Source organism: Terribacillus sp. FSL K6-0262 (assembly GCF_037977385.1).
Lineage (GTDB): Bacteria > Bacillota > Bacilli > Bacillales > Amphibacillaceae > Terribacillus.
This window is the reverse complement of record NZ_CP150277.1, coordinates 1,825,446-1,842,413: the sequence shown is the minus strand read 5'-3', so window position 1 is coordinate 1,842,413 and position 16,968 is coordinate 1,825,446. Positions and strand designations below refer to the sequence as shown.

Here is a 16,968-nt window from a genome sequence, read left to right as displayed (position 1 = left end):
TTGTATTATGTCAAAATCCCTGATCACCATACCATTTCCTAGCGTCCCCTTCCTGTCAGATCACGGACGAATGCAGGTCCTCTCTTCAGACCTTCGACACCGGCCATGCTGCAGAGGGAAGCAACAATCATTCCCGCCCCCAAAAGCTTCGCAGTCACATACAAACCTGTCCCAGCGGCAATATCTATCATGACGAACGAGTAAATGGCTGTCGCCTTCACGACTACAATCACAATTCCCCGCTTAGTCGCTGACATGAAGCAGGCCCCCTTCCTCCGTGTTCAGTTTATGTCCCAGGGGGCTTGACTCATGTTCAAATGTTCACACGCTGCACTCTTGCTTCCATTACTTTTTCTACATATTGCTGAGCGATGGACGTGATCTTAGCATAGTCACCTGTAGCGGCAGGTGCCACAAGATTGCCGCCGACCCCGACAGCAGCTGCACCATTTTTCAGCCAATTTCCGATATTCTCCAAGTCCACCCCGCCGGTCGGCATGATATTCGCCTGCGGAAGCGGAGCTTTGACCGCTTTGATGAAATCCGGTCCAAACACACTTCCCGGGAAGAGCTTGATGATGTCTGCCCCTGCTTCCATGGCCTGTTTTATCTCCCCGATCGTCATACACCCCGGCAAATAAGGGACTTGATAAAGATTACACAGTTTGGCAGTGTCGGCATCGAACGTCGGACTGACGATGAAACTGGCACCGGCAAGTATGGCCAGACGAGCTGTCGTACTATCAAGCACTGTTCCGGCTCCGACCACTACATCTGTGTTCTCTTTATATAAATCGGCAAGCCGCTTGATAACCTGGTCTGCGTCCTTGACGGTAAACGTCACCTCAATCCCTGTAATACCGCCTTCTATACAAGCATCTGAAATCCGGATTGCCTCTTCTGCCGAATCGGCACGAACGACAGCTACGATACCTTGATCAGTCAGCTTAGCCAGAACCTCAGCTTTTCTCATTTGTTTCCCCTCCATTTGTATACTGAAATTTACAAATACCAGCCGTTCCCGTATCATAGAAGTAAGCAATGAACGCAATGGAAACGGAGTAAAATCTATGTCTAATGTGCAATCACTTGAACGAGCGCTAACTATTTTGAATACGCTTTCCGATCACCCAGATGGTTTGCCGATTGCGAAGCTGACCAAGCTGGTAGATCTGTCAAAAAGTACGACTCACCGGCTGCTGGCAACGCTTGTGGACATGAATTACGTTGCCAAAGATCCGGAATCGGACAATTATAAAGTTGGGTTGCAAACTCTTTACGTTGCGCGCAGCGTCTTGAATAATAACAATATCGTCAATATAGCCAAGCCATATCTGAAACAGCTTTGTGCAGATGTGAATGAGACGGTGCATTTATGCATCGAGGATAAAGGTGAAATCGTCTACATCGATAAGCTCGAAAGCAACCAGACGATCCGCATGTATTCCCGGATCGGGAACAGAGCTCCCATGTACTGTACAGCTGTCGGAAAAATACTCTTATCAGGCATGCCGGAAAGCAGGCTGGCGGAAATAGCTGATTCAATTGCCTTCATACCGCGTACACCACGCACGATTGCTTCGAAGGAAGAGCTGTACACCGAAGTGGACAGAGTCCGTCAACAAGGGTATGCACTCGATGATATTGAAAATGAAGAAGGCATCCGCTGTATAGCCGCTCCGATTTACAGCCATGAGCACCGGATCGTGGCTAGCTTCAGCATCTCAGGACCAAGCAACCGAGTGACAACAGACCGGGTGAATGCCGAATTGATACAGAAGGTAAGAGCCTGCAGCGAGGAAATATCCCGCGCATTGGGCTATACCGGTTAGAGGAGAAGGCCTTCCAGATGGAAGGCCCTTTTTTATCCGATCGGCTCCCGTTTCATGAATCGCAGCAGCTCATCCCGATTTGGCAGACCGTCATTATCCCCAGGTGACATGACTGCCAGTGCACCAATGGCAGCTCCCCTTGCAATGCTGTCCGAAAGCTTCAATCCTTCCAGCAATCCGCTCACAACACCGACCGCAAAGCCATCTCCTGCACCGACCGTATCGACGACTTCTTCGACCGGGAAGCCTTCTGTATAGAATTGCATACCATCCATACAGCTTGTGAAGGCACCTTCCTCCCCAAGCTTCAATACAACGGTCGGCACTCCAGCTTCATGGTAATACGCGGCAATATCGAGCACATCGTTCTTGCCAGTCAATTGTCTTCCTTCTGCTGCGCCCGGGAAGATGATATCAGCTTGGCCGGCAAGATCATTGATGACCCGTGCCATTTCCTGCTTATCCGGCCACAATCCCGGCCGAAGATTCGGATCGAATGATACTTGCAGCCCATTTTCCTTCGCCTCCTTCATCATCTGAAAAACAAGCTCCCGGCAGCCATCCGACAAAGCAGGCGGGATACCTGTAAGATGGAGAAGGTCATAATCAGCCCATTTTATTTTTTTGATCAGCTTTTTATCCATATGTGAAGCCGCGGAATTCTTCCTTGCCGAGAATACCTCCGGATCGCCGCTTTTCACTTTCTGCTTCCATTGCATCCCCGTCACAAATTCGGGCTCATAGGCGATAAAGGAGGTATCGATCTTATTTTTCCGTAAAAATTTATGAATGTTCCTGCCGAAAGGATCCAAGCCCAGCTTCGTGATATACGTCACCTGATGTCCAAGACGCGCCATCCCGATGGAAAAATTAACTTCCGCCCCGGCAATGAAACGCGAAAAGCGTTCCGCATCATCCAGTAAGCCTTCCTGTTCCGCCACGAATAGCGCCATCGGCTCCCCAATCGTTAGAATCCTGCTCATCTGTCAACGTCTCCTTTATGCAAAGAGAGACATACTGTATATGCCTCTCCATTTGTTTTTATACAGTATTTGAGTTGATATTGTTCGGATCGATAGCCGTATCATCCGAGTTCCGTTTTTCCTTCTTTTTCATATATTGCGCCCAATAAGCCGTTATGATCGGAACGAGGATCGAAGTGACAACCACGGATGCCGCAACCAGCGCAGTAGCCGCTTCTGCTACCGGCATGAATTCCGGAATCATGGTCGCGATGATCATCGGATTGGCAACTGCCGCTCCTGCCGTACTGGAAGCTGCGATACCGGCGGTTCCATTTCCGCCGCCGATATACTTATCTGCAAGCATAAGCGGAATACCAGTCACGACGATAACGAGTACACCAAGGATGATACCAGCAAGCCCAGTGTCCAGAATGACCCCCAAATCAATCGAGTTACCCAGTGCAAAACCGAAGAAAGGAATCATTGTCTGTGTTGCCCTGCTGAAGAAAGCACGCAGATCACCATCCAGGTTCCCAAGCAGGAAGCCGACCAGGAATGGCAGTACCGCACCGACGAAAACTTGCGGTTCAAACGCAGCAAGGCCTGTGGAACCAAGGATGATCATCGTCATAAGCGGACCGGATTCCAAGGACATGAGTACGAATGCCCCGGCTTCCTCTTTTGATCCATACTGCTGCATGATCGATGCATAAAGCCCGCCATTCGTCATATCCATGGCCGCAACAAGAGTCAGGACGGAAAAACCGGCAAACAAACCTGTCTGAATACCACCTTCAGGCAGAAACTGAGCTGCAATGATAGCTACGATCCATGCAACGGCAATTTTAGTGATGACGAGCGTTCCGGACTTTCGCAGGATCGTACCCGTCGATTTCAGCTGGATGCCTGCTCCCATACAGAAGAACCACACAGCAAGGATCGGAATGGTACCAGTCATGAGTCCGCCTGTGAATGACCCGAAATATTCCGCCGAATTCGGTGCGAAGGTATTGATGATTGCCCCTAAAAATAACGGTACGAGCATGAGCCCGCCAGGAATTCTCTCCATCGTTTTCATTATTTTCATTTTGCATCCCTTACCTTTCCTTATAGGTAATCGAGCAAAAGAAATTGAGATATTTGAATCACATAGGGTGATATGCTATTTTTATAATGATCGGCCAGATCATTGGAATGAGAGGGTGGCATACACAAAGATTCTCCAGATCTTTGGTCACCTTCCCAGTCCTCTCAATCTCTCTTTCCCGTCAAACTGCCCCGACGCAAACTTCCACCCTGCTTATCTCGCGAGCCAGCCCCCATCCACTGCCAGGACATGGCCATTCATATAATCGGACGCACGGCTTGCCAGGAATACGACCACTCCCATCAAATCGGACGGATCTGCCCAGCGCCCGCTTGGTATACGGGACAGAATTTCCGCATTCCTTTTTTCATCAGCACGTATCGGCGCAGTATTCGCAGTCGCCACGTATCCCGGCGCAATCGCATTTGTCTGGATATTATATGCTCCCAGTTCATTGGCGAAGGCTTTGGTCAATCCTGCTACCGCATGCTTGCTGGCAGTGTAAGACGGTACGAATTTACCCCCTTGGAACGACAGCATGGATGCGACATTGATGATCTTCCCGCCGCCTTGTTCTGCCATCGCTTTCGCTGCTTCCTGTCCCAGCAGATAAACAGCATGCAGGTTGACGTCCATCACCTTATCCCAATCTTCTTCCCTGTACTCCAGCAGCGGCGTCCGGATGATCGTTCCGGCATTATTGACGAGAATATCGACCTTTCCGAACACATCCACACAGCTCGGCACAACTTGTTTCACTTGCTCTCTATCAGTCAGATCAGCCTGATGAAAATGCACCTTGCCCCCTGCTGCTTCCATCAGCGCCTTCGTTTCCCCCCAATCATCTCTGTGGGTGACGACGAAAACATCCGCACCTGCCTTTGCCAAAGCAACTGCATAACCTTGACCAAGCCCCTTGCTGCCCCCTGTCACGATCGCCACTTTGCCAGTCAAACTAAAGTAATCCATCGAAAAGTCCGTCAAACTCATATTCATCCCCCTCTAGCGAAGCTCATCCATCGACACCTGATCCATGTCGGTGTATGTTTTGTTTTCACCAGCCATTGCCCAAATGAATGCATAATTGCTTGTAGCACTGCCGCAATGGATGGACCAAGGCGGTGATATGACAGCTTGCTCATTCTTCATGACAAGATGACGCGTTTCATTCGGTTCGCCCATCAAATGGAACATACTTGCGTCCTCATCCAAATCGATATACAGATATGCCTCCATCCTGCGATTGTGGGTATGGGTCGGCATGCTGTTCCAGACACTGCCGCTTTCGAGAATCGTGATACCCATGGCAATTTGACAGCTCTGGATGCCTTCAAGATGAATGATACGGCGGATGACACGCTCATTCGCACTTTCTTTTGCACCCATGGCATCTCCCGGAATATCTCGGAAGGATGCATGCTTGGTTGGATAAGAGGTATGTGCAGGGGCAGAAAATAGATAAAACTTAGCTGGATTTGCTTCCTCATTGCTTGCGAAAAGCAATTCTTGTTTTCCTTTGCCGATATACAGGCAATCCTTGTTTGCCATCTCATATACTTCACCATCGACTGTGATCGTACCCTCGCCGCCGATATTGAAAATGCCGACTTCCCGCCTTTCCAGGAAGTAATCTGCCTTGATTTCATCATAACCTTCCAAAGCAACGGCACTGCCGCCTGGCTGGATACCGCCAATAATTGTCCTGTCTTCCATGCTGTACACCAGCTTTACTTCCCCGGATACAAAAAGCTCCTCAATCAAATAGTGATTGCGCAATTCCTCCGTAGTGAATGTCTTCGCATGAGCTGGATGAGTTGCGTATCGCAGTTCCACTTCCATCATCTCCTTACTTTTTTCACTGACCTTCCAAAGTCCGGTGTAACCCCTTACATTGACACTCAGAAATAACGGCATCAAACGTGATGCCAGATTAATGTTCCGTATTATGGAACAGTGTTTCATTATACTAATTATAGCGCTTTCATACAGATAAATCCAGCCTATTTATACATTATGACATATTATTTCCATACCGGATTTTCAACCAAATGAATCTATTATTCTTCTCTCCAATCATTACCACATCCACTCCCTTCCAGTCGAAATTTCTGATAAACTAATAGCAATACATATGAAAGGGATTACACCTATGCATTCAACATTGGAAATGATCATATCGATATTTGAGCGTGCTGCCTTGCTATTGATCATCCTGTTCTTCTTGACCAAAATCAAAGGCTTCAAGGAAATTCTTCAGAAGGAAAACCATTCAGTCCGTGAACTCACTGTACTGACGGTCGTCTTTTGCAGCTTTGCCATTTTCGGGACATATTCCGGTATTGAAGTGGAAGGCTCCCTTGTCAATATCAGGACCGTGGCCATCCTGTCAGGCGGGATATTATTCGGACCATGGGTAGGCATCATCACGGGGATTATCTCCGGCCTCCACCGTTATTTGATCGACATCGACGGCATCACTTCCTTGCCTTGCTTGATTACCAGCGTAACCGCCGGTTTCGCCTCTGGTTTCATCAACCAAAGGGTCAAAAAGCATCGTTGGTGGTACGTAGGTATCACTGCAGGCGTATCGAGTCAGGCATTGACCATGCTTTTGATCATCGCACTCGGGGAGCCAAGGTCACAGGGGATTTCCATCGTCGAACAGATTGCCGTTCCCATGATGGTCGGTGAAATCAGCATTGGCTTGCTCATCCTGCTGGTACATAATATCGAAGGAGAAAAGAAGCAGATTGCTGCTGCCCAAGCGAAACTTGCTTTGGATATTGCCAATAAGACGCTTCCTTATTTCCGCTCCATCACGCCTGCTTCCTTACAGCGTATCTGCCAGATCATCAAGGAAGAAATCGGGGCGGATGCAGTGGCCATAACAGATACCAAAACCGTTGTGGCTTACTATGGTCTGGGGGAGGAGCGCTATCGGGATACTACATCCATCGTCAGCGATATGACAAAGCAAGCCTTGTCCAGCGGGCAAATTGTCATCCGGAATGAAGTGGATGATCATCACCTGCCGCAGATGCACTGCTTGCTGATCGTTCCTTTTAAGGAAGGCGATGAAGTCACAGGTGCATTGAAAATTTATTATGAGAAGAAAAACCGTATCACCGATTCCCTGCAGACACTTGGGATAGGGCTGGCACAAATCATTTCGAATCTGATGGAAATCTCCCGGATCGAGCAAATCAAAGAGACTGCCAATAAAGCCGAACTGAAGGCCCTCCAGTCGAAAATCAACCCGCACTTCCTTTTTAACTCTCTGAATGCGATAGCCTCTACAACGCGGCGGGATCCGAACCGGGCACGGGAGCTGATCCACAACCTATCCGGCTATCTGCGCTATAACTTAGAGCTCCATGATGAAATGATCGCTATCGAAGAGGAACTGAAACAGGTGAGGGATTACGTGGAAATCGAAAAATCCCGTTTCGGTGATAAACTGCAAATCGTGTATGATATCGATCCCGTGCAGATAAAAGTACCAAGCCTTCTTCTGCAGCCGCTGGTGGAGAATGCCATCCATCATGGCGTACGGAAACGTAAGTGGCAAGGCGCTGTCTATCTCTCCGTCAAGGACAAGGGTGATTTTATCCGTATCATCATCAGGGATACAGGTGCCGGCATCGATCCGGAAATCGTTGACAAATTATATCGGGATGAAGCGAGTGTGAAGAATATCGGGCTGGCAAATGTACATCAGCGTGTCCGTCTGATCTACGGCAAAGGCCTGACTATCAATCTGCTGGATCCCGGTACCGAGATCTACTTTGATATACCAGTAAAGGAAGGGAAATGAACATGACGTTACGCGCAATCATTGCAGAGGATGAATTCCCGGCACAGGAAGAGCTGCGGTATTTGATTGATACTTACAGCTCCATCAAAGTGACAGACTGCTTCGATGATGGATTGGATGTGCTGAAATATTTCCAGGAACACACAACCGATGTCCTGTTCCTCGATATCAATCTGCCATCGCTTGATGGCATGATGCTGGCCGGAAGTCTGGCCAAATTCAAGCATAAACCGATCATCGTATTCACCACCGCCTACAAGGAGCATGCAGCCAAAGCATTCGAGTTGGAAGCATTCGACTATATATTAAAGCCATACAGCGAGGAACGGGTTGCAGCAATGCTTAAAAAGCTGGAATCGCAGCACGCCCCCGCCGAAGCAGACAGGAAGGAAACGGCAGAGCCGCCGGCACGGCTCAATGTTTGGAAAGATGAAAAGATCTATGTAATCGACATACACGATATCGCTTATGCCGAGGCAGATGAAAAACAGACGAATGTCCATACAAAGGATGAGGTATATACCTATCCCGGCTCCATCAGTACCTTCGAGCAGCAGCTTCCAACAGATAGATTTTTCCGCTGTCATCGTTCATATATTGTAAACACGGAGAAAATACACGAAATCCTGCCTTGGTTCCATAATACATATCTTGTCAAAATGAAGGGATTGAACGAGCAAATCCCGGTCAGCCGAAGCAAGGCAAAAGCATTCAGACAGATCATGCGCCTTTAAGGACCATTCATTCCTCCATTGATGCAACTCATGGGAAAACGCTTTCAAATAAGTCTGCAGCGGATATGATAAAACCATCAACACAACGCAGATGAAATGAGGGATTTCCCATGAAAACGGAAACAAATCGCTGGCTGATTGTTCTCGGTACGATCATCACACAAATCGGCCTAGGTACTATATATACATGGAGTCTATTCAACCAGCCATTGGCTGATGCATATGGGTGGAGCGTCTCCTCTGTGGCAATCACCTTCTCCATCACGAGCTTCGCATTGGCAGTATCGACTCTTTTCGGTGGAAAGCTGCAGGATAAATTCGGTATCAGGAAGCTGGTCATCTTTGCCGGTATCCTGCTCGGAGCCGGTCTGATACTGAGCTCACTGGCTGCGTCACTTTGGCTTATCTATCTATTGGCAGGCGTGGTTGTCGGTTTTGCCAACGGCATTGCTTACATCACGACATTATCAAACGTCATCAAATGGTTCCCGGAAAAGAAAGGTCTCATATCCGGGATTTCGGTTGGTGCATTTGGGACAGGCAGCTTTGTCTTCAAATATATCAATCAAGCACTGCTCTCCTCTGCAGGCGTGCAAGGCACCTTCGTCATTTGGGGAATTGCAGCCCTCATCCTGATCAGCGGCGGGGCATTCTTCCTTAAAGACGCCATCCTGCCGCAGGAAACAACCGCTAAAGCGGCAAATAAGAATTACAGCATCAGGGAAATGCTGCATACAAAGCAGGCATACATCCTATTTGTCATCTTCCTGACAGCGTGTATGAGCGGCTTGTATTTGATCGGTATCGTCAAAGATGCCGGCATGGAACTCGCCGGCCTTTCTGCCGCAACAGCAGCTAACGCTGTCGCAGTCGTGGCCATCTGCAATACAACCGGCAGAGTCGTGCTGGGGGCATTGTCCGATAAGGTGGAACGGCTGTACTTGGTTGCAGCGGGCTTGCTTGTCACTGCCGGAGCTGTCGCAGTACTAAGCATGGTCGAACTATCCACAACACTGTTCTTTGTCTGTGTGGCAGCCGTTGCTTTCTTCTTCGGCGGAAATATCACAGTCTTCCCGACAATCGTTGCCGATTACTTCGGCTTGAAGAATCAGAGCAAAAACTACGGCGTGATTTATCAGGGCTTCGGTATCGGTGCGCTCGGCGGCTCCTTCATTGCATCATTGCTTGGCGGTTTCCAGCCGACATTCATAGCCATCGGTGTCCTTTGTCTCATTTCTTTCTTACTTGCAGTCACGGTTCGGAGCCCGCAGCAGCCTGCTGCTGCTAAAGGAGACCGCGATCGGAGACGGCATTCACGCCCTATTCCATCCCAGCAGCATTAAACCAGGAGCAGTCCCTGCTCCTGGTTTTACTTTGTACGTGGATCTGTCGCCAATATGGAATACTTATAATGATCTTCGAACCGGCCACCGATCCACAGCACGTCTCGTTCCAAGCCCTCCCGCTGGAAACCGCATTTCTCAAGGACCGCTATCGAACCTAGGTTTCGCGGCATCACACCTGCTTCGACCCTATGAAACTTTGCCTCTCCAAAAGCAAAATCCAGGACTAACTGTACAGCTTCCGTCATATAGCCCTTTCCATTATGCGCTTCATCCAGCGAGTAACCAATCATGCATTTTTCCGCTGTCTTCCGCTCGATGAAAAACAAAGAAACGGTTCCGATCAGGGAATCATCCTGTTTAAGGAATATTCCGAATTCGTATCTTGCATCTTCCTTCCAATCCTCCTTGGCAGCTTCGATATTTTTTCGATATTTCTCCAGGTCATAATCCGAATCACTGCGTTCCACTGGTGAGATGGATTCGAAAAGTTCCCTGTTCCGCAAGTTCAGCTCCAAAAGCTCCCTCGCATGCCTTTTCTCTAAAGGCCTGATTTGCAGCCTCCCACTTTCATACATACACTTACCCCCTTCTTCTTCATTATAGCAATAAGAAGATGGGATCTGCGCCGTATGCTTGGGATTCCTTAGATACGCTGCCCGTGGCAAACTGATGAAAAATGGTTGTGTTCGTTCTGATCCTGCTCTATAATGAATAACTATAATCAAATACATATGCAATTTCCGGAGGAGCCTGCCACCCCAGGCCCCTCTGTGTCCATTTTAGGCATATCCACAGTGAAAACTGGCGGATATGCCTTTTTTGTGTCTGGAAATTGCATAAATATAAACTACAAAGGAGTCAGATATGGAATTCATATTACACTTAGCTTTAATTCTTTTGTTTACAAAGATTGCTGGCCAGCTGGCATTGAAAATCGGGCAGCCATCCGTCCTGGGGGAGCTTCTTGCCGGTGTCATCCTCGGACCTGCAGTGCTCGGATGGATACAGCAGACATCCTTCATTCATGAATTCTCCGAAATTGGTGTACTTGTCCTCATGTTCATCGCCGGCTTGGAGACAGACCTGGAACAGCTGAAAGCAAACTGGAAATCCGCTTTTTCCGTTGCCGTCCTCGGTGTGCTTTTCCCATTCATCGGCGGTTACAGCCTTGCACTCGCATTCGGTATGAGTCAAGGGCATGCACTGTTCTTGGCCCTGCTATTCTGCGCGACGAGTGTCAGCATTTCCGTTCAGGCATTGAAGGAAATGAACAAGCTTAATTCCAGGGAAGGGACGACAATATTAGGTGCTGCTGTCGTGGACGATATTCTCGTTGTCGTGCTGCTTGCAGTATTGATGAGTGTGCTTGGTACAGGAGAATCAGTCAGTCTTGGCGCGCTGATCGGGAAGAAAGTGCTCTTCTTCGGTATCATCATCATCGCTTGCATTTGGCTGATTCCAATGGTGATGAAGCTGTTTGCGCGCTTCCAGGTAAGTGAGACGGTTGTTTCTGCCGGGATCATCCTGGCGCTTGTGTTCAGCTACTTCGCTGAGTATATGGGCGTTGCTGGCATCATCGGCGCATTTGCAGCTGGTATTGCCATTTCCCAGACCAAGCATAAGGAAGTGGTCGAGCATAAGCTGGAGCCGATTGCTTACGGTGTCTTTGTTCCTGTTTTCTTCGTCAGCATCGGTTTGAATATCAGTTTTGAAGGAGTCGGGTCACAGCTGTTATTCATCGTGCTCATCAGCGTCATGGCTATTGTGACGAAGCTGTTCGGCGGCGCACTTGGCGCAAGGCTGACCGGATTCAATGGAAGATCTTCCATGGCCATTGGTACAGGTATGGTCTCCCGCGGAGAAGTAGCCTTGATCATTGCAGGTACTGGGTTAAGCTCTGGGCTGCTCGATCCGGAATATTATACGAGCATCATCATCATGGTCATCGTGACGACACTTGTCACACCATCCATGCTGAAGTTCATATTTTCCCGGACGGGGGATGCTGGTACACAGCGTTCCGCATCCTGATCATCTAAGGGGGCGGATCATCTCCTCCTGCCCCAAAAGCGCTGCATCCAGGCTTGGCTGTCATCGGGATATCCATATCACCCTTTTCCTTCAAGCCTGGAGCAGGAGAGCAAAATGAATGAAAAGAGGCTGCCAAATTAACGGCAGCCTCTTTTCATTCATTCGAAATATAAGTGGTGATGCAGCTGACAACCTGGGTTGAATGCTGCTTTACAGCTTGGACAATGGTCTGTATGCATATACTCATTGATGCTAAGTGTCGTTTTACACACACCGCAAAGGATGGCATGTTCATCGAATTGGTCTTTCGGCCAGACTTCTGCCTGATGACCGGCTGTCTCTTCATGGCATTGATGACAAGGATAGAAGTCCTTGCAGCAGGCGAACTTGATTGCTACGACATCCAATGGAGAATGATAATGTTCACATCTCGTTTCCCCATCGACTGTCTTTCCGTGTACCTGACACATATCAGTCGCCGATATGGAAATCAGAGAATGGATAGTAGGTCATCTTCACTTCCCCGATTACCTCTTTCTCTGAAATGAATCCGAACATGCGGCTGTCTTTACTGTTCGTGCGGTTATCTCCCATGACGAACACTTCACCTTCCGGCACCTTCTCCTCGCCCGTCAATTCCTTGAGCTTGAAATCACCAGTTACCATATCCTCCCGCAGATAGGATTGGTCCTGGGCTTCGCCATTCACATACAGCACATTATCCACCACTTCGATTGTGTCCCCCGGAAGACCGATCACCCGCTTGATATAATGCGCATCCGCATCAGGGGCGTTGAATACAATGATATCATTCCGCTCTATTTTCGAAACCTTGCTGACAATGACGTGATCACTGTCATGATATGTCGGCAGCATCGATTCTCCGTGGACCGTTGATGGTGTAAACAAGAAATATCGGCAGCCGAAAGCAATGACAACGGCAATGATGATTGCTCGCAACCAGGAGAATACTTCTTTTTTTGTATTATTTTCTGACATGATTCTTTCTCCTAACCTATCTTTTTGTGAAGTATAGGGTACATGCTTAGTTTAGCAGTGTCAGAGACAGAAGCAAAGCAGTATCCCTTACACACAGCTGCCATTGCTTTCATGCCGTGTCGCCACTCCAGCCCTTGCATACATCTATCCATTCTTTCCCTTTGCCAAATTCGGCAAGTTCTTCACACGTCAGTTCTATTGCTGAATTACTGCTGCCGCATGCAGGAAATACAGTCGAAAAACGCTGCAAGGATATATCCATATAGACAGCCAAATCATTTTTCAATCCAAACGGACAAACCCCTCCGACAGCGTGACCTGTCCGTTCCAGTGTTTCATCAGCTGAAAGCATCCGTGCTTTCACACCAAAAAACTGCCTGAATTTTTTATTATCGATTTTTGCATCACCTGCTGCAACGATCAAAACGGATTCTGCCGCTTCTTTTCCCCTGAATGCCAATGTCTTGGCAATCCGTGCAGGTTTCACTCCGAGGGCAGTTGCAGCTAGCTCTACAGTGGCACTGGACAGATCGAGCTCTATGATATCACTGCTTCGATTGAAATTTGCCAAATAGTTCTTTACGTTCTCGATACTCATTTCATAGACCTCCTATTCCTCCGTAAAATGCACCTTGGATATGTAGTTCATTGGATTGGAAGACTGCTTTCATCTCCATCTCGCCGTGACCTTGTACACAGGATGATATCTGCCTAAAAGATTGGCATACCAATTTGCTGCTTCATTCGCATCCTTCACATGCACAAACAGACTGCCGATTTGGAAATCCGACATATTGCAAAGCCTCCTCTTTTTGAATATTTTACCATAATGAAGATGCTGGCTATATAGGTAATAGGTTAGAATGGGAACCAAAAAAAAGAAGGATCAGCATTTTATGTATGCTGTCCTTTGAAGTGATGCGTCATTTGTTCATCTGCATAGTCCATGTTCGGCACAGCAGCTGTCAGCATGCAGAACGCCAGCCCGAAAAGCAGGCTTACCATCAGGGGCAATTCCATTCCCAATGCCTCGGCTGCGGCATGCACTGCCATTGCATCGATTGTGCCGCATGCAACCACATAGATGCATTTCGTGATTTTTCTTTCCAGCTTGATCCATATGACAGCCAGCGGCAGCAGACACGCAGCAATCGCCAGGGATATACCTGCCAGCAGCACAGCTTCATCGAGAGGAAAAATGATGGAGATCATGTTGAATTCCCCTGCAATATGAAGCAAGCTGGGGAGCAGTGCAATCCATGCTCCACTTAATACAATACAAGTGCCTATTAGTTTTACGTAAGCAGAAGCGTTACCCAAGGGCTGATTGATGATACGGCGGGTGATCAATTCAGATACCATAAGTAAGAATGGCATCGGTATCCACACGAATAACACCTCAACCGGAACGCCTTGTTTCCAATACAATAGGAGGAGCTGGATGACATCGAACAGCATTTCGAGCATATCAGCCCAACTCTTCCTCGAAGGCTAGATTGATCGGCTCGTCTTGTAAATCATAGGTCATATCCAAATTCGTTGTCGGAACCGATTCATCTACTTCATCAAACCGGAATCCATCCGCCCAGACCTTTCCCTTTCCGGATAAAATCACACCGAAGGAAATGACCGCACTATTATCCGGGACATCGAGCACGATACGATACCGTGTCCAATTGGTCGTCCCTTTTATCGGACGATTGCTCATATTGTCAAATTGGATTACATCATCCAATGCATTATCCACCCTCATCCACATGCTGGAAAAGCCTTGTACATCTTGGGTTTTGATGAAGCAAGTCAGCTGCAGCCTTTTGCCTAAATATTTCGCTGCCTTGAACTGCTGCATCATCGTTGCAAATTCATCACCTCCCATGACTGTCTTCGACTTCAAATAGCCAGACGCCTTCCCTTGATGCACCTGCTTATAATCAATACCCATTTCATAGCTGTGGGGATCTGAACCGCTTAATATCCATCCCTTTACTTGGTTTGCTTCCATCTTTTCCTCCTTCTGATGCAGTGCTCCCCGCATCATGCGTCTATATTTTCCTGGCGGAAGATTGTAATGCCTTTTAAAGGCCCTGGTAAACGCCTCTTGAGATTCAAACTGATACATGAATGCGATATCAAGTATCCCCAGCTCAGTATGCAAAAGCGCAGCCGATGCTCCAGCCAGCCTTCTCCGGCGAATATAATCCGTGAATGACAACCCGACAGAAGACTGGAATAATCGATGAAAATGGTATTTGGAGAAGCCGGCTTGACTGGCGACTTGATCCGCTGTAAGCGGCTCATGCAAATTATTTTCTATAAAAGAAATGGCTGTTTGAACGGCCGATTCATGAACTAGCATTCGTGCACCTCCTATGATTACAGCTTATCGCAAGAGCCTGGACTTTTTTTGATAATTTTTGCTCAATTATAAAACATGACCATAAAGGCATGAATTAAAAAGCAGACGCCATCACGTCTGCTCTGTTCGTCTGATATATGTTTTAACTTCAGGGGCCTCATATTGACGGAACTTTTCAAGAAGACTTGCTGGATTGTCATCCACCAATGCCATTGTCCGATATTTCTCATGCATGAAACGTTCCCGTGCTATATGATCGAATAAGTTCACCAGCAAATCATAATATCCCTCTACATTCAGGATGCCCAGCGGCTTCTTGTGAAGCCCGAGCTGGGCCCATGTGAAGATTTCAAAAAATTCCTCCAGTGTCCCCGGACCGCCAGGAAGTGCCACGAAGCCATCTGCCAGCTCTGCCATTTTCGCTTTTCGTTCATGCATGGAAGAAACGACGATCAGTTCAGATACATGTGAGTGGGCGATTTCCCGCTTCTCCAGGAAATCAGGCATCACGCCGATGACATGCCCTCCTGCTTGCATCGCACCATTCGCCACAGCTCCCATCAATCCTACACTCGCTCCTCCATATACCAGTGTCAAACCTTGCTCCGCCAATGTTTTTCCCACTTCCTTAGCCGCAGCGACGTAAGCTGGTGATGCCCCTTCACTTGACCCGCAGAAAACAGCAATTCGTTCCATCATTCCATTCCTCTCCTTCACTTAAGTAGTTCCACTTCTGTATGAGCAATTTCAGAACCATTGGCCAACAGCACCACCCGGTGCATACCCGGATAATGAATCCTGGTCGTAAGATCTTTCCAGTTATGGACTCGTCCTTTCGTCACCGTTTCCCCCGCTGTAAATATCCGATCCGAGAGAAGGAATTTTTTCCTCGATATCCCGCGCTTTTTAATAAAATCGATGGCATATTCCACACGCAGCTTCGCCTGCTTCTTTACTTTAAACGAATATGTCAGGCTTACTGTGTCTCCGATGTATACCCGTTGATGCCCTGCAGCTATGCTGGCTTCTGTCAAAATCCCGGCTGCCTCCTCGTAACCGAATAAAGCCATTACTTCCGGCTCTCCGCTCCGCAGCAATGTACGGCATCCATGCCGGATGATCCAGTCCGTCTCCGGGGAAAATCCGCTCCATCGTTTGGCAGTGCTGATGACCTGCTCAGGATGATCCTTGGCAATATCATTCAGATTATTGGCGACACTCTTTCGTACATACAGGGAATCATCAGCTTTCAATAATTCCAGCACCTGAAAAATGGGACTTGGGTCTTTCTTGAACTGCCGAAGCGCCTGGCCCCATGGGAGCCTTGGCCGACAGCCTTCGCTTGCCAGACGGCGCACATGATGATCATCCGACCGGGCCCATTCCGCCATTCTTTTCATAATCCTATCAGGGGACCTGATCAGGAATGGCCTGATGGCAAACTCCGCAGTCGACCGCTTCGTGAATTGTTCTAACGCTTGAAGTGACAGCTCTTCATACTCTGGCTGCTGACCGAAAACTTCCACAAAGTCCGGGAAAAATAAGTAAGGAAACCCTTCACACTGTTCCTGGATCGCCAGCAGGATACCTAAAGCCTCCGGATAATTTCCGGGAAGGAAATCCCCGAGTGTCTGGCTGATTTTCCGGATCCGGCCTTTCAGCTCGAGATCTTCCCAGCGCTCATCCATCACCTCTTCCATGAACTTTCTGTCATCAAAGACCGGATAAGCTTGTTTTACTTTAAATGCGAAACCTTCCAGGAAATCGCTCGTATATATAGCTTTCAGTGGTTCTGCCACCTTTA

20 protein-coding genes are annotated in these 16,968 nt (G+C 48.1%); 5 read left to right on the top strand and 15 right to left on the bottom strand.

Annotation, left to right across the window (positions count from 1 at the left end; translation table 11 throughout):
• Window positions 1–38 precede the first annotated feature (38 nt).
• Together MHI54_RS09595 and MHI54_RS09590 are read right to left on the bottom strand one after the other, a co-directional pair.
• Entirely contained in the window at window positions 39–257 is a 219-nt protein-coding gene (locus MHI54_RS09595) for a hypothetical protein (protein ID WP_095216982.1), read from the bottom strand.
• 56 nt (window positions 258–313) lie between these two features.
• Window positions 314–973, bottom strand: a complete 660-nt coding sequence (locus MHI54_RS09590) for a bifunctional 4-hydroxy-2-oxoglutarate aldolase/2-dehydro-3-deoxy-phosphogluconate aldolase (RefSeq protein WP_095216983.1) — start codon at window positions 971–973, stop codon at window positions 314–316.
• 97 nt (window positions 974–1,070) lie between these two features.
• On the opposite strand from MHI54_RS09590, the gene MHI54_RS09585 reads away from it, so the two are divergent.
• The gene (locus MHI54_RS09585) at window positions 1,071–1,832 is read left to right on the top strand and encodes an IclR family transcriptional regulator (protein ID WP_095216984.1); all 762 of its coding nucleotides are present in this window, start codon (window positions 1,071–1,073) and stop codon (window positions 1,830–1,832) included.
• A gap of 32 nt (window positions 1,833–1,864) precedes the next feature.
• On the opposite strand, the gene MHI54_RS09580 is transcribed toward MHI54_RS09585, so the two are convergent.
• The 4 genes from MHI54_RS09580 to kduI form a co-directional block, all read right to left on the bottom strand.
• Window positions 1,865–2,815 carry a sugar kinase gene (locus MHI54_RS09580; RefSeq protein ID WP_095216985.1) on the bottom strand — a complete coding sequence of 317 codons (951 nt, stop codon included), beginning with the start codon at window positions 2,813–2,815 and terminating at the stop codon, window positions 1,865–1,867.
• Between the two features lie 58 nt (window positions 2,816–2,873).
• The gene (gene kdgT, locus MHI54_RS09575; RefSeq protein WP_095216986.1) at window positions 2,874–3,884 is read right to left on the bottom strand and encodes a 2-keto-3-deoxygluconate transporter; all 1,011 of its coding nucleotides are present in this window, start codon (window positions 3,882–3,884) and stop codon (window positions 2,874–2,876) included.
• A gap of 213 nt (window positions 3,885–4,097) precedes the next feature.
• Window positions 4,098–4,874 (bottom strand): 2-dehydro-3-deoxy-D-gluconate 5-dehydrogenase KduD, encoded by a 777-nt coding sequence (gene kduD, locus MHI54_RS09570; RefSeq protein WP_095216987.1) that lies wholly within the window; start codon window positions 4,872–4,874, stop codon window positions 4,098–4,100.
• Window positions 4,875–4,886: 12 nt separating this feature from the next.
• A complete protein-coding gene (gene kduI, locus MHI54_RS09565) occupies window positions 4,887–5,717 on the bottom strand; it encodes a 5-dehydro-4-deoxy-D-glucuronate isomerase (protein WP_340081358.1) in 831 nt (276 codons plus the stop codon).
• A 316-nt stretch (window positions 5,718–6,033) separates the two neighbouring features.
• On the opposite strand from kduI, the gene MHI54_RS09560 reads away from it, so the two are divergent.
• The 3 genes from MHI54_RS09560 (at window position 6,034) to MHI54_RS09550 (ending at window position 9,775) form a co-directional block, all read left to right on the top strand.
• Window positions 6,034–7,698, top strand: coding sequence for a sensor histidine kinase (locus tag MHI54_RS09560; protein WP_340081357.1), 1,665 nt, complete (start codon window positions 6,034–6,036; stop codon window positions 7,696–7,698).
• A gap of 2 nt (window positions 7,699–7,700) precedes the next feature.
• The gene (locus MHI54_RS09555; protein WP_340081356.1) at window positions 7,701–8,432 is read left to right on the top strand and encodes a LytTR family DNA-binding domain-containing protein; all 732 of its coding nucleotides are present in this window, start codon (window positions 7,701–7,703) and stop codon (window positions 8,430–8,432) included.
• Window positions 8,433–8,542: 110 nt separating this feature from the next.
• Window positions 8,543–9,775 (top strand): OFA family MFS transporter, encoded by a 1,233-nt coding sequence (locus MHI54_RS09550; protein ID WP_095216989.1) that lies wholly within the window; start codon window positions 8,543–8,545, stop codon window positions 9,773–9,775.
• Between the two features lie 26 nt (window positions 9,776–9,801).
• Here MHI54_RS09550 and MHI54_RS09545 read toward each other — a convergent pair whose 3' ends face one another.
• Window positions 9,802–10,353, bottom strand: coding sequence for a GNAT family protein (locus MHI54_RS09545; RefSeq protein ID WP_340081355.1), 552 nt, complete (start codon window positions 10,351–10,353; stop codon window positions 9,802–9,804).
• 289 nt (window positions 10,354–10,642) lie between these two features.
• Here MHI54_RS09545 and MHI54_RS09540 point away from each other — a divergent pair, with 289 nt between their 5' ends.
• A complete protein-coding gene (locus MHI54_RS09540) occupies window positions 10,643–11,809 on the top strand; it encodes a cation:proton antiporter (RefSeq protein WP_340081354.1) in 1,167 nt (388 codons plus the stop codon).
• A 158-nt stretch (window positions 11,810–11,967) separates the two neighbouring features.
• Here MHI54_RS09540 and MHI54_RS09535 read toward each other — a convergent pair whose 3' ends face one another.
• The 8 genes from MHI54_RS09535 to MHI54_RS09500 all read right to left on the bottom strand — a co-directional run bounded on the left by MHI54_RS09535 (window position 11,968) and on the right by MHI54_RS09500 (window position 16,963).
• Window positions 11,968–12,279 (bottom strand): CHY zinc finger protein, encoded by a 312-nt coding sequence (locus MHI54_RS09535; RefSeq protein WP_340081352.1) that lies wholly within the window; start codon window positions 12,277–12,279, stop codon window positions 11,968–11,970.
• A 1-nt stretch (window position 12,280) separates the two neighbouring features.
• Window positions 12,281–12,808, bottom strand: a complete 528-nt coding sequence (lepB, locus tag MHI54_RS09530; protein ID WP_095216993.1) for a signal peptidase I — start codon at window positions 12,806–12,808, stop codon at window positions 12,281–12,283.
• Window positions 12,809–12,917: 109 nt separating this feature from the next.
• On the bottom strand, window positions 12,918–13,406 hold the full coding sequence (locus tag MHI54_RS09525) for a YbaK/EbsC family protein (protein ID WP_095216994.1): 489 nt from the start codon (window positions 13,404–13,406) through the stop codon (window positions 12,918–12,920).
• 69 nt (window positions 13,407–13,475) lie between these two features.
• On the bottom strand, window positions 13,476–13,601 hold the full coding sequence (locus tag MHI54_RS09520) for a hypothetical protein (protein WP_340081350.1): 126 nt from the start codon (window positions 13,599–13,601) through the stop codon (window positions 13,476–13,478).
• 101 nt (window positions 13,602–13,702) lie between these two features.
• Window positions 13,703–14,275 carry a hypothetical protein gene (locus MHI54_RS09515; protein WP_340081349.1) on the bottom strand — a complete coding sequence of 191 codons (573 nt, stop codon included), beginning with the start codon at window positions 14,273–14,275 and terminating at the stop codon, window positions 13,703–13,705.
• A gap of 1 nt (window position 14,276) precedes the next feature.
• Window positions 14,277–15,164, bottom strand: a complete 888-nt coding sequence (locus tag MHI54_RS09510) for an AraC family transcriptional regulator (protein ID WP_095216996.1) — start codon at window positions 15,162–15,164, stop codon at window positions 14,277–14,279.
• Window positions 15,165–15,275: 111 nt separating this feature from the next.
• The gene (locus tag MHI54_RS09505; protein ID WP_095217008.1) at window positions 15,276–15,860 is read right to left on the bottom strand and encodes a TIGR00730 family Rossman fold protein; all 585 of its coding nucleotides are present in this window, start codon (window positions 15,858–15,860) and stop codon (window positions 15,276–15,278) included.
• 17 nt (window positions 15,861–15,877) lie between these two features.
• Complete coding sequence (locus MHI54_RS09500; RefSeq protein ID WP_095216997.1) at window positions 15,878–16,963, bottom strand: DNA alkylation repair protein; 1,086 nt, start codon at window positions 16,961–16,963, stop codon at window positions 15,878–15,880.
• Window positions 16,964–16,968 lie beyond the last annotated feature (5 nt).

What these genes read in the sequence shown, in the direction of transcription:
- MHI54_RS09545 (WP_340081355.1), bottom strand. Translation starts at nt 10,353, where the DNA reads ATGTATGAAAGTGGGAGGCTGCAAATCAGGCCTTTAGAGAAAAGGCAT.
- MHI54_RS09525 (WP_095216994.1), bottom strand. Translation starts at nt 13,406, where the DNA reads ATGAGTATCGAGAACGTAAAGAACTATTTGGCAAATTTCAATCGAAGC.
- MHI54_RS09515 (WP_340081349.1), bottom strand. Translation starts at nt 14,275, where the DNA reads ATGCTCGAAATGCTGTTCGATGTCATCCAGCTCCTCCTATTGTATTGG.
- MHI54_RS09555 (WP_340081356.1), top strand. Translation starts at nt 7,701, where the DNA reads ATGACGTTACGCGCAATCATTGCAGAGGATGAATTCCCGGCACAGGAA.
- MHI54_RS09535 (WP_340081352.1), bottom strand. Translation starts at nt 12,279, where the DNA reads ATGTGTCAGGTACACGGAAAGACAGTCGATGGGGAAACGAGATGTGAA.
- kdgT (WP_095216986.1), bottom strand. Translation starts at nt 3,884, where the DNA reads ATGAAAATAATGAAAACGATGGAGAGAATTCCTGGCGGGCTCATGCTC.
- MHI54_RS09550 (WP_095216989.1), top strand. Translation starts at nt 8,543, where the DNA reads ATGAAAACGGAAACAAATCGCTGGCTGATTGTTCTCGGTACGATCATC.
- MHI54_RS09590 (WP_095216983.1), bottom strand. Translation starts at nt 973, where the DNA reads ATGAGAAAAGCTGAGGTTCTGGCTAAGCTGACTGATCAAGGTATCGTA.
- MHI54_RS09505 (WP_095217008.1), bottom strand. Translation starts at nt 15,860, where the DNA reads ATGGAACGAATTGCTGTTTTCTGCGGGTCAAGTGAAGGGGCATCACCA.
- MHI54_RS09520 (WP_340081350.1), bottom strand. Translation starts at nt 13,601, where the DNA reads ATGTCGGATTTCCAAATCGGCAGTCTGTTTGTGCATGTGAAGGATGCG.
- MHI54_RS09540 (WP_340081354.1), top strand. Translation starts at nt 10,643, where the DNA reads ATGGAATTCATATTACACTTAGCTTTAATTCTTTTGTTTACAAAGATT.
- MHI54_RS09560 (WP_340081357.1), top strand. Translation starts at nt 6,034, where the DNA reads ATGCATTCAACATTGGAAATGATCATATCGATATTTGAGCGTGCTGCC.
- MHI54_RS09585 (WP_095216984.1), top strand. Translation starts at nt 1,071, where the DNA reads ATGTCTAATGTGCAATCACTTGAACGAGCGCTAACTATTTTGAATACG.
- MHI54_RS09510 (WP_095216996.1), bottom strand. Translation starts at nt 15,164, where the DNA reads ATGCTAGTTCATGAATCGGCCGTTCAAACAGCCATTTCTTTTATAGAA.
- lepB (WP_095216993.1), bottom strand. Translation starts at nt 12,808, where the DNA reads ATGTCAGAAAATAATACAAAAAAAGAAGTATTCTCCTGGTTGCGAGCA.
- MHI54_RS09595 (WP_095216982.1), bottom strand. Translation starts at nt 257, where the DNA reads ATGTCAGCGACTAAGCGGGGAATTGTGATTGTAGTCGTGAAGGCGACA.
- MHI54_RS09580 (WP_095216985.1), bottom strand. Translation starts at nt 2,815, where the DNA reads ATGAGCAGGATTCTAACGATTGGGGAGCCGATGGCGCTATTCGTGGCG.
- kduD (WP_095216987.1), bottom strand. Translation starts at nt 4,874, where the DNA reads ATGAGTTTGACGGACTTTTCGATGGATTACTTTAGTTTGACTGGCAAA.